This is a genomic window from Roseovarius gaetbuli (assembly GCF_900172365.1).
GTDB lineage: Bacteria > Pseudomonadota > Alphaproteobacteria > Rhodobacterales > Rhodobacteraceae > Roseovarius > Roseovarius gaetbuli.
The window spans coordinates 1-10,886 of sequence record NZ_FWFJ01000070.1 but is presented as its reverse complement, the minus strand read 5'-3'; the positions used below and the strand labels follow the sequence as shown (position 1 = coordinate 10,886).

At 58.5% G+C, this 10,886-nt stretch carries 14 protein-coding genes; 3 read left to right on the top strand and 11 right to left on the bottom strand.

The window, feature by feature from the left end; genetic code table 11:
• Positions 1-81: 81 nt before the first annotated feature.
• The 7 genes from ROG8370_RS18875 to ROG8370_RS18850 form a co-directional block, all read right to left on the bottom strand.
• Positions 82-408 carry an IS66 family transposase gene (locus ROG8370_RS18875; RefSeq protein WP_245827531.1) on the bottom strand — a complete coding sequence of 109 codons (327 nt, stop codon included), beginning with the start codon at positions 406-408 and terminating at the stop codon, positions 82-84.
• A gap of 54 nt (positions 409-462) precedes the next feature.
• Positions 463-816 (bottom strand): IS66 family insertion sequence element accessory protein TnpB, encoded by a 354-nt coding sequence (gene tnpB, locus ROG8370_RS18870; RefSeq protein WP_085828687.1) that lies wholly within the window; start codon positions 814-816, stop codon positions 463-465.
• The gene (gene tnpA / locus ROG8370_RS18865) at positions 813-1,244 is read right to left on the bottom strand and encodes an IS66-like element accessory protein TnpA (RefSeq protein ID WP_085828686.1); all 432 of its coding nucleotides are present in this window, start codon (positions 1,242-1,244) and stop codon (positions 813-815) included. The genes tnpB and tnpA overlap by 4 nt, the downstream gene beginning before the upstream one ends.
• A gap of 153 nt (positions 1,245-1,397) precedes the next feature.
• The gene (locus ROG8370_RS21515) at positions 1,398-1,550 is read right to left on the bottom strand and encodes a DUF6538 domain-containing protein (protein ID WP_370738353.1); all 153 of its coding nucleotides are present in this window, start codon (positions 1,548-1,550) and stop codon (positions 1,398-1,400) included.
• 146 nt (positions 1,551-1,696) lie between these two features.
• The gene (locus ROG8370_RS18860; protein ID WP_085828685.1) at positions 1,697-2,464 is read right to left on the bottom strand and encodes a LamB/YcsF family protein; all 768 of its coding nucleotides are present in this window, start codon (positions 2,462-2,464) and stop codon (positions 1,697-1,699) included.
• An 11-nt stretch (positions 2,465-2,475) separates the two neighbouring features.
• A complete protein-coding gene (locus ROG8370_RS18855) occupies positions 2,476-3,492 on the bottom strand; it encodes a 5-oxoprolinase subunit C family protein (protein ID WP_085828684.1) in 1,017 nt (338 codons plus the stop codon).
• Positions 3,489-4,247, bottom strand: a complete 759-nt coding sequence (locus ROG8370_RS18850; protein ID WP_085828682.1) for a 5-oxoprolinase subunit B family protein — start codon at positions 4,245-4,247, stop codon at positions 3,489-3,491. Before ROG8370_RS18850 ends, ROG8370_RS18855 begins: the two co-directional genes overlap by 4 nt.
• Before the next feature lie 113 nt (positions 4,248-4,360).
• Between ROG8370_RS18850 and ROG8370_RS18845 the strand changes: the two genes are divergently transcribed.
• The 3 genes from ROG8370_RS18845 (at position 4,361) to ROG8370_RS18835 (ending at position 7,237) form a co-directional block, all read left to right on the top strand.
• On the top strand, positions 4,361-5,326 hold the full coding sequence (locus ROG8370_RS18845) for a TRAP transporter substrate-binding protein (protein ID WP_085828681.1): 966 nt from the start codon (positions 4,361-4,363) through the stop codon (positions 5,324-5,326).
• Between the two features lie 81 nt (positions 5,327-5,407).
• Positions 5,408-5,932: a TRAP transporter small permease gene (locus tag ROG8370_RS18840; protein WP_085828680.1), complete on the top strand. Its 525-nt coding sequence runs from the start codon at positions 5,408-5,410 to the stop codon at positions 5,930-5,932.
• A 3-nt stretch (positions 5,933-5,935) separates the two neighbouring features.
• Complete coding sequence (locus ROG8370_RS18835) at positions 5,936-7,237, top strand: TRAP transporter large permease (RefSeq protein ID WP_085828679.1); 1,302 nt, start codon at positions 5,936-5,938, stop codon at positions 7,235-7,237.
• 9 nt (positions 7,238-7,246) lie between these two features.
• Here ROG8370_RS18835 and ROG8370_RS18830 read toward each other — a convergent pair whose 3' ends face one another.
• The 4 genes from ROG8370_RS18830 to ROG8370_RS18815 form a co-directional block, all read right to left on the bottom strand.
• A complete protein-coding gene (locus ROG8370_RS18830) occupies positions 7,247-7,762 on the bottom strand; it encodes a winged helix DNA-binding protein (RefSeq protein ID WP_085828678.1) in 516 nt (171 codons plus the stop codon).
• Between the two features lie 107 nt (positions 7,763-7,869).
• Positions 7,870-8,598, bottom strand: coding sequence for a type II secretion system F family protein (locus tag ROG8370_RS18825; protein ID WP_139838226.1), 729 nt, complete (start codon positions 8,596-8,598; stop codon positions 7,870-7,872).
• On the bottom strand, positions 8,598-8,843 hold the full coding sequence (locus tag ROG8370_RS18820; RefSeq protein ID WP_085828676.1) for a hypothetical protein: 246 nt from the start codon (positions 8,841-8,843) through the stop codon (positions 8,598-8,600). Before ROG8370_RS18820 ends, ROG8370_RS18825 begins: the two co-directional genes overlap by 1 nt.
• 13 nt (positions 8,844-8,856) lie before the next feature.
• Positions 8,857-10,539: a TadA family conjugal transfer-associated ATPase gene (locus ROG8370_RS18815; RefSeq protein WP_245827529.1), complete on the bottom strand. Its 1,683-nt coding sequence runs from the start codon at positions 10,537-10,539 to the stop codon at positions 8,857-8,859.
• Positions 10,540-10,886: the final 347 nt, after the last annotated feature.

Below are 10,886 nucleotides of genomic sequence, written 5' to 3'. Positions count from 1 at the left end.
GGCCACTGCGTCAGGGAATGGGTTGCCGCCCGCAACCAGTTCGCTATCCTATACCCAGAACGGTTCAACAAATGATCCGTTTCAAACGCATGGGCTAAGCCTCATACACAGAGTTTCGGATACTCCCGGTTTGGCTGCCGTCTTGTCATCCGTTTTGGCAGCCAGATGTTCCTTCTCTGCCTCGACCTCAGCAAGTGCGATAGACAAGTCCTCGAAGGCCAGCTGCCGCTCATCCTCGGTCAGCTTTTCCGACCGTTTGCCATGCAGGGCATGGTTCAACTCGGCGATCAGGTGCTCTTGCCGTTGGGTGATTTCTGTGAGCGCCGCCACCTTTTCCATCAACGCCAGAACCGCCGCGCGTTGCGCAGCCGGGATAGCGGAAAGATCAAGTGACGCGGCAGTCTGCATAGGCCAGAACCACCAAAAACCCACAGTAAAATCACGCAAAAAAATACGGTTGTTTCATTCTGCCGCAGCAGGTGGGCGCGTCTCCAAGGCGTTAACCTTACGCCAGTCCAGACCGGCAAACAGGGCCTCAAACTGAGCGTGGTTCAGCGCCATCACCCCGTCCTTGATCGCAGGCCAGGTGAAGGTTGCCTCCTCCAGCCGCTTGTAAGCCATCACCAGTCCGGTGCCGTCCCAGTAAAGCAGCTTCAGCCGATCCGCCCTGCGCGACCGGAACACAAACACCGTGCCCGTGAATGGATCCTTGCGCAGCACCGATGACACAATTGCAGCCAGGCCACCATGACCTTTCCTGAAGTCCACGGGCTGCGTCGAGACCAAAACCCGCACGCGGTTTGACGGGAACATCATGGCCGTGCCCCAATTGCCCGCACGATCTCGGCAATCCGGTCCGAACTGGTGGTGCCATCGAGCCTGATTGTCACTTGGCCGATCTCAATCTCGATAGGGTCAGCGGATGCCGCGTCAGACTTGGTAAGCGGTGCAGACACTGCTGGCACAGGAGCATCGCCGCCATCATCCGACACCACGATCGGCGCAAAACAAAAGTCGGCCTCTTCAACTGCGGGTGAAACCAACCTGCCGTCACGCGCCCGACTGCGCCATTCCGGCAGATGGTTTGCCCGAAGCCCATACCGCGCAGAAACCCCGTTCACCGTCGCCCCGGGCTTCAAGCTCTCAGCCACGATCCGCGCCTTGACCTCATCCGGCCAGCGTCGCTGACCATTGGTCCGTATGTCCACACCGTAGCCCCTGAGAAACCCCACCGTAGTCGCCATCGCGAAACTCCTGCCCTAATCTCCGTCAGGTGCGAAATCTCAGGTCAGGTGAGAATTGGGAAGGTGCGGGCCAGGAAACGCTTACAAATGATTGTCGGCCACAGCCTGCGCTTTCGAGTTCTTCTGATGGCATCCATTATCCGCAGATAGTCATCATCGGTTGGCATCACGGAGTTTTCTTGCAGCTGTTGCATCACTGATCTTGAGGGACTGCTCGATGAACTTGGACGCCCGCGCATCATAGGACTCTTGCACATCTGTTGGAATGCGTACCTTGAAGGGCCAGCGATCTCCGCGCCTAATCATGTGATGGTTCTTCGTCTTCACGTTTCTTACCGTAATGTGTGACAAATTTTGTGGAGTAAATGCACAAAGAATCATGGAAATCAATCATATAAGGATTTCTCTCTCTCCTTGCCTCCCTTCCTGCCGGGGTCACCAGCCAATTCCTCTTAGGGCTTGCCAAGCCGTGCCAGGGGCACGCCGTTGGTTTCAAGTTTGCTTCGTACTGCGCGTGCGATTTGAAGTGCTTCGGTGGTGTCGCCGTGCACGCAGATCGTGTCGACGCGGGTTGCGATCCGTTTGCCGCTTTCGGCGATGATCGCGTTTTCGCTGACCATCGCAAGGATGCGCTCGGCCGCGATCTTTGCATCATGAATAACCGCACCTGGCAGCTTGCGGTCGACCAGCGTGGCATCGTCGTTATAGGCGCGGTCGGCGAAAATCTCTCCGGCCCAGTTACAGCCGAGATCCTCTGCGACCTGCTGCATCGGGGTGGCGGCAAGCACCAGAATCGTAATATCCGGCGCAACATCCAGTGCGGCCCGGTAACAGATTCGCGCTAGGTCGGCATCCTCGCTTGCCATGTTCGACAGCGCGCCGTGCAGTTTGAAATGCCTGACCTGAGATCCGGCGGCGCGGGCCATCGCAAGCGAGGCGCCCAATTGATACTGGATCATGTTGCGAAGGCTGTCAGGCGCAAGGGATATCCGGCGGCGGCCAAACCCCTGAAGGTCGGCAAATCCCGGATGCGCACCGATGCCGACGCCCTTGTCATGCGCCAGCCGTATGGTGCGCGCCATGACATCGGGATCGCCGGCATGAAAGCCACAGGCGATGTTGGCCGAGGTGACCACATCCAAAAGAGCCGCGTCGTTGCCCATGGTCCAGTCGCCAAAGGATTCGCCCATATCGGCGTTAAGATCGACGGTTCGTGCCATTGCTGTCTGTCCTATATATCTTCCCACCCGGTGATCGCCCCGCTGATAAGCTGATAGCTTAGCAGATCATGCATGCGGTGCGGGTCGCGGATCAGAGGTTGTACCAAGCGTGCCATTTCGGCCCGGAGGGTTTCAAGGGGTCGGTACGCCGCGACGGCCTGTTCGTGGGTCACGAAGGTGAACCGCAGGGGGGTGCCGGGCGTCGCCTGCGCCACCTTGGGAAGGTCGCCGGGCGTGACCGTACCGATGCGGGGATAGCCGCCAACCGTCTGGCATTCGGGCAGCAACACGAAAGGCTGGCCATCGCCGGTCATCTGAATGTCGCCGACGGTCATGCATTCCGACAGGATCGTGAGTTGTTCACCGGTCGAAAACGGTGCGCCGTCGAAGGCAAGCTCGGCGCCCTGACGGTTGCCACGTGGGGTGCGCTGAAACTCAGTTTCCTCGAAGCGCACGCGCACGTCATCGGGGAAATGAGCGGTATGAACGCTTGGTAAAACAGTGACTGTTCCACCGGAAAAGCGGTCTTGCGGTGGCAGAACGTTGCCGGTGTTCTCAGTGTGTCGATCCTCGCCAACCGGCAGGTGATCACCGCTTTGAATGCGCTCGCCTATCCCGCCTGTGAGATGGGCGGCGCGGCTTCCGATAAAGGGTTTGGTGTCGATTCCGCCCCCTACATGCAGATAGCCGTAATTGCCAGAACTTGCCGCGCCGATTGTAAGGCGTTGCCCGGCACCCATGAGGTGGCTGGCGTTCCAGACCAGGGCCGCGCCATCAAGGTCGGCCTTCATTGGTGCACCGGTAAGGGCGATGCGGATATCGTGGGTCGCCTCGAATTCGCCGCCCATGCCAGCCATTTCAATCGCCGCAAGCCCAAGCGGCTGGCCAAGCAATGCGGCCCCTTCAACAAGCGCAACCCTGTCTGCGGCACCGCCCTCTGCCAGCCCATAAACAAGCTGACCGGGACGCCCCAGATCCTGAACCGTCATGGCGGGGCCTGCGCGGCGTACGATCAGGGCGGCACTCATGGGATCACCTCGAATGACGCGCCACCAAGCCCGGTCTGGTCGGTGTGCTCAACGTGATCAAGTTCTTCCTCGGAAATCGACGAAAACAGGATTTCGTCGCCTACGCCAAGGGTGAACGGCGCCTCTTGATCCGGTCGAAAGCCGCGAAAGGCGGTTTGCCCGATCATCCGCCAGCCGGTCGGCGTTGCGGCGGTGAACAAGACCAGCTGTCGGATCGCCACGGCGATGGCGCCATTCGGCACCTGTTTGGTCAGGCCGGATTGACGCGGAATATTCCAATGGGCGGGCAGAGTGCCGAGATAGGGCTGACCCGGGGCAAAACCGATGGTCAGAACCCGCACGCGGGTGCTTGTCATCTCCTCTATCGCCTGATCCCGGTCGATACCTGCCAGTTTCGCGGCCTCGTCAAGTTGCGGCCCGCGTGTGCCCCCAAAGGCGGCGGGCACATGCCAGAGGCGCCGCCCCTGCGGCAGCGGCACATCGGACCAATCGGTGCCTTCAAGCAGGGTCAAAAGCGCTGCGCGGATGTGTTCGAGGTCGGATTTCACTGGGTCGAAAAGCACGAAGGTCGAGGCAAGCGACGTCGTGGTCTCTTTGATGCCCTCGATCTTGGCAGTCGCTATCATGGCCCGAAACGCCAATGCCGCGCGATTGGCGCCATCGGAAAGGCGGTCGGCAAAGGTGATCAACAAGCCGTCGATGCCAACGGTCTGCAGTCTGGGGTAATTTTCTGAGCCGTTGCTTTGAGCGGTCACCGTTATTCACCTTGATCATATCGCTTGTCACAATTGCAAAACGATGATAAATTGTCAACGTAATACATTCAAAAAGGCATCGTTAAGATGCGAACCAACGGGAGATAAATCCAATGAAGGTAGTTCATGCTGCATTTTTTGCCGCAACCATTGCCATAGCGACACCGGCCCTCGCCGAGAGCTGGGACATGCCCACGCCTTATGGCGATAGCACCTTTCACACCGTCAATATCCAACAGTTTGCCAAGGATGTAGAGGCGGCCACAAATGGTGAGCTAACGATCACGGTGCATTCCGCCGGATCGCTGTTTCCGCATCCCGAAATCAAGAATGCGGTTCGCTCGCGTCAGGTTCCGATTGGCGAGTTTTTCCTGTCGCGCCTCTCGAACGAGGATCTTGCCTATGGCCTCGACAGCCAGCCGTTCCTGGCCACTAATTACGAGGATGCCGCCAAACTCTGGGCGGCGCAGAAGCCCGTCATTTCCGAGTTGATGGCCGCCGAAGGCCTGATGCCGCTGTTCTCGGTGCCGTGGCCCGCGCAGGGGCTTTACACCAATGGCGAGATCAAGACCGTCGACGATCTGGCCGGTCTGCGGTTCCGCGCCTACAACGCCTCGCTCGAAGAATTCGCGGCCGCCGCCAAGGCCGCCCCGGTGCAGATTGAGGCCTCTGACATCCCGCAGGCCTTTGCCACGGGTCAGGTTCAGGCGATGATCACCTCGCCCTCGACCGGCGCCAATTCCAAGGCCTGGGATTTCCTGAGCCACTATTCCCCCATCGACGCGTGGCTGCCCAAGAACATCGTCGTCGTGAACAAGCGCGTCTTTGACAAGCTGTCGCCCGAGGCACAATCGGCAGTCATGGATGCGGCAGCGGCGGCCGAAACGCGCGGCTGGGATATGTCACGCGCCGAAGCGGCCGAGAAAACCAAGGTGATGGCGGATAATGGCGTGACGATCGTGCGCCCGTCCGACGACCTTACGGCCGGACTTGAGGCAATTGGCGCTACCATGCTTGAGAACTGGAAGGCGAACGCGAGTGATAGCGCGATGGCCATTCTGGACGCTTACCAGAAATAAGACCGACAGGCACAGCGCGGCTAGATAGCAGTGCTGTGCCGTCAACTATTCCCCGGATCAATACCAGCAGGAGCCACGGTTATGCGGCAACTCCTTGATCGACTTTATCAAATTGCCGGGGCTATTGCGGCTCTGTCCATTCTTGGCATCTGCCTTGTGGTTTCAGCGCAGGTTGTTCTGAACATTCTGGCGCGCCTTGGCGGGCCGGACCTGTCTTTTACCATTCCCTCTTATGCGGATTTCGCCGGTTACATGCTTTCGACTGCGTCGTTCATGGCGCTGGCCTATACCCTGCGCAGCGGAAGCCATATCCGCGTCAACCTCTTCGTTCAAAAACTGGCCGACGGCCCGAAATGGGTGTTCGAGCTTGTCGTTCTCACGCTTGGCATCGCGATCACCGGCTATGCCACCTGGTACGCCGGGGCGTTGATGGCCGAGAGTATCGAGTATGGCGATATGTCCACCGGCATCATCGCGATCCCGCTCTGGATACCACAAACGGCGATGGTTGCGGGGCTTGGCCTTTTGACAATCGCCTTGATCGACACTTTGATCGAAGCTCTGATCGCCCGCGCGCCGGTGCTGATCGATTCAGGATCGGAATAACCCATGTCTGACCCGATGGTTTTCACGGTCCTGCTCTCTGTCTTGCTGGTGCTGTTGGCGATGGGCATGTGGGTGGCGCTGTCACTCACCTTGATGGCCTTTGTCGCGCTGGTATTCTTTGCCAATCCGCCCGCCGGGCAGGTGCTTGCCACCACCCTCTGGGGGCATAGCCATAGCTGGCCGCTGGCGGCCTTGCCGCTTTTCATTCTGATGGGCGAGATATTGTTACGGTCCCGCCTGAGCCAGGACATGTTTACCGGCCTTGCCCCCTGGCTTGGGCGGATGCCGGGGCGGTTGTTGCACGTCAATATCCTTGGCTGTGCGATTTTCGCGGCGGTTTCGGGATCATCCGCCGCCACCGCCGCCACCATCGGGCGGATGTCGGTGCCGGAACTGACCGAGCGGGGCTATCCCGAAAAACTTATCCTTGGCACGCTTGCCGGTTCCGCGACGCTTGGCTTGTTGATCCCGCCGTCGATCATCCTGATCGTTTATGGCGTGGCGACAGAGCAATCCATCGCGCGGCTGTTCGTGGCCGGGGTTCTGCCCGGTCTGATGCTTGTCGGCCTGTTCATTGGCTATGTCGCCCTCAAGGCGATCATGAACCCGGCGAGCATTCCGGCGCTTGATGGCACCTATTCGTTCGGCGAAAAGCTGCGCGCGTCGCGCAGGCTTATCCCGGTTTTGTTGCTGATCAGCGGTGTTATCGGCTCGATCTACTCGGGCGTTGCCTCGCCGACCGATGCGGCCGCGCTTGGCGTTGTCCTGTCTGTTGTGCTGGCGATGTCGACCGGGGGGTTTGGCTTGGCCGAATTCAAGGATGCGCTTTTGTCGGCGACCAAGACCTCCTGCATGATCGCCTTTATCCTGATGGGCGCGGCGTTCCTGTCGATCTCGATGGGCTTTACCGGCATCCCGCGCAACCTCGCCACGTGGATCGGCGGGTTTGACTTGTCGCCCTACGCTCTTTTGGCGGCGTTGACGGTGTTCTTTGTCATCTTGGGCTGTTTTCTGGACGGGATTTCGGTTGTGGTGCTGACCACCTCGATCATCCTGCCCATGGTCGAAGCCGCCGGAATAGACCCGCTTTGGTTTGGCATCTACCTTGTGCTTGTGGTTGAGATGAGCCAGATCACCCCGCCTGTCGGCTTTAACCTGTTTGTCATTCAGGGGCTCACGGGCATCAATATCCTGCGGGTTGCGGCGGCGGCGATGCCGTTCTTTTTCCTGCTGCTTCTGGGCGCGCTATTGATCACGGTGTTCCCGTCGATCGTCACGGTTCTGCCGAACGCGATGGGAAATTAGAGCGCGATCTTAAAGAGATGAGGCGGCGCGGCTGGCCTGATCATACTGGCCCGACATGGTACGCAGGGTCGATGCAATCTCGGCAAGCTCGGCGCCGGAAATCCCGGTACGGGGCAGGCCGTTCAAAAAGCATTCCTTGCGCACCTTGCGGTAGAGATCGCAAAGCTCGGCACCGGTGTCAGAGGTGCGGTAAAACACTTCCTTGCCGCGCTTTTCCGACGCCACAAGCCCCAGCTTGAGCAATTTGCGGAGCGCATAGTTGATCGTGTGGCTGTCTTCGATGTTGAGCATGAACCCGATATCCGCCAGCCGCTTTTCGCGATCCCGGTGGTTGACGTTATGTAGCACCAGAATCTCAAGCGAGCTTAGCTCCGGCATTCCGGCGGCGTTCATGCATTTCTGCATCCAGCGGCTGAAGGCGTTATAGGCTATGATCAACCCATATTCGAATTCAGACGTTTCCCAGCCCTCACCTTCGGCCAGATGGCGAGAGGATACGATACGTCGACGGTCGGGTTCGCTCATCGGGGTATTCCTGCAAATCGTTTACAAAGTGTCTGTAATTTCAGGATATATCAAAACCGTCCCGGAATGAACGCCCTGACGCAGAATACTTGACGACCCTGTGCCGATTACGGGCTTTTGTCGCCGAAAACGCGGATATAGCGGATGATGATGGGCCCAAGTGTGATCATGAACAGGGTCGGCAACATCAGGCTCGCCATCACCGCCGACATTTTCACCGGAAGCTTGTTGGCCTTTTCCTGTGCATTGGTTTCGCGCATTTCCTCGGCATAGGACTTGAGCGCTTCGCTGATCGATCTGCCGCATTGCATCGACTGGATAATCACGTTCACGAAAGAATGCGCCTCTGCCAGGTCCATGCGAATGGCCATCTGGCCAAGTGCGTCAGAGCGTTCGCGTCCGGCAAGAACCTCGGTCTGCACCTGCAGAAATTCGTCGCTGATCACCGGCGATACGCGGGCGATTTCCTGACCGACCTTGGTCATTGCCGCGTCAAAGCCAAGCCCGGCCTCCGAGGAAATCTGCAACAGGTCCATGGCGTTTGGAAAGCCTTCTTCGATCTCGCGACGGCGTTGCTTGATCTTTCGGATAAGCCACATGGTCGGCGTGTGAAACCCGATTGCGGTGGATACGGCAAGGATTTGAAGGATGCGCAGGCTGTTGAGGAATTCGTCGACCTCTGGCGTGACGCCAAAAAAGGCGCGGATCGAGACAAGCAGAACCGCGATGGTCGGCACCGTAAGCGCCAGCATCAGGCGGAACAGGTAAAAGTTGCGCACCGACTGCGGCCCGGTAAATCTGGCCTTCTCAAGCTGAAGCGGGATTTGCGTACGCATCACCTGATCGTCGGACACAAGCGCCTTGAGAAGACCAACCGGCACGCATCGGGGGTTTTCATCAGGCGGCGGCGCTGTGATTTGCCGCCACGGGCGCGCGCCGTGTGGCACATCCGCGTTGCGGCCATGTCATTGGAGTAGAAGGCGCCGTAAAGGCCAAAGAACGCGCAAAGCGTGCCAAAGGCAATGGCCAGCGGCAACATGACGTCCAGTGCGTCGGTGAACGATAGGTTGAATTCCATCATGATATCTACCCCCTCAAATCCGGAAATTCACGAGGTTGCGCAGGATCACCAGGTTGGCCGTGGCAAAGACCGCAATCGCGATGGCAATGGGCATGAACAGCGGATCATCACTTACCGACGAATAATAATCCGGCGCGGTGATCTGATCGGCCATGATTCGAAATTCGGTTCCGAATGGGTCGGGCATGTTATCGGCGGCATTGGTGATGGTAACGTTGAGCGGATGGCCCACACGAAGGCCGTGCATCATCAGGTCAAGCGCATCGGGAAGCAGCTGCGAGAACTTCTCGACATGCTTTTTACGGATGATGTTGATGACGCTCATCGCGATGACCGTACCCGACAGAACGGCGATGATATTGCCGTTGGTCACACCGACAACCATGATCGCAAGACAGAAAAGGGCAAAGGCAACCGCGGCACAGAATGTCAGGAAAACAAGCGGCATCATTGTCATCCCGGCCTGCCGCATTTTCGCGGGCAGGGTGCCATAGATTGGGATTGAGTTCAGCAAGGTTGTTTTCTGCGCCGGGCGGATTCCGGTGGCCTTGAACACGCCTTTGATGGTGCCATCTTCGGCGCGACCCTGACGTTCAAAAACAAAGATGTCCTGCATCATGATCTTGTCGCCCTCAAGACCGGTGATCTCAGAGATCGACATCACGCGCCGTGACCCGTCGCTCAGGCGGTTAAGCTGTACCACAAGGTTGATGTCGGCCCCGATCTGGCCGCGAATGGCGTTTAGGGGAAAATCGCCGCCGATCATCGACACCATCTGTTCAAGACGCGACAGGGCATCGCGCGCGGTATATGCGTGGATCGTGGTCATGGATCCGTCATGCCCGGTGTTCATGGCCTGAAGCATGTCAAATGCCTCGGATACGCGGACCTCGCCGATGACGATACGGTCCGGGCGCATCCGAAGGGCGTTCTTGACAAGGTCGCGCTGGGCAATGGCCCCTGCACCATCGGCATTGGGTGGGCGGGTTTCAAGGCGGACAACGTGATCCTGCTGAAGCTGAAGTTCCGCGGCATCCTCGATGGTCACGATCCGCTGACGCTCGTCGATGAAGGACGACATAGCGTTGAGCATTGTTGCTTTACCAGAGCCTGTTCCGCCTGAAATAAGCACATTCAGGCGCGCCTGAACCACCGCGCGAAAAAAGCGCATCGCGTTTTTGCTAAGGGCGCCATGATCAACCAGCTTGTTCAGCGTCAGAGGCCTGCGCGAGAATTTACGAATAGAGAGCGAGGCCCCATCAATGGCGCAGGGCTTGATGATGGCGTTCACCCGGCTGCCGTCTTCAAGGCGGGCATCGACCCAGGGTTGTGATTCATCAATCCGGCGCCCGATGCGCGACACGATCTTGTCAATGATCCGCAAAAGGTGGCGTTCGCTGGAAAAGCTGACAGCGACACGCTCAAGCATGCCGCCGCGTTCGACATAGACGGTGTCCGGGCCATTCACGAGAATATCCGAAATGGAAGGATCGGCCAAAAGTGGCTCTAGCGGGCCAAGGCCAAGAACCTCGTCGATCAGCTCGTCAATCAGGGTTTTGAACGCCTCCGAGCTAAGCTGCTGCTGTTCGTTCTTAAGCTCGTCGGCGACAAGCGCCGCCACTTCGCGGCGCAGGTTGGTCGCAGAGACCTGATCAGTTACGGCAAGATTGAGCTTTTCCAGAACAAAATGATGCAACCGCCCCCTTGAGCGTGCGGTAATCTTCGTCTGTTGTGGGTTTGGCGAGGGTGGCCTGATCACCTTCAAGGAAAAACGCCGACGGCTCTGGCGCGGGCGCGGGTCGGCCAGGGGCCACGCCCTGATCGGTTGCCTTGCTGGCGCTGCGGTGCTCGTTCGGCACCCAGATATCAAAAGATCTATCGAGGAATTTAGTATCCACGCCGTGGAGCAAACCCTCCGACTTCCAGTCGGACCCGCTTCAGCGTGAAAGAATCGCTTTATGATCGTACCCTCAGAAAAATGAGCCGCAGCCGGGTCGGAGGCTCATTTTTCTGAGGGTACGATCATGCAATATGACACCGGCA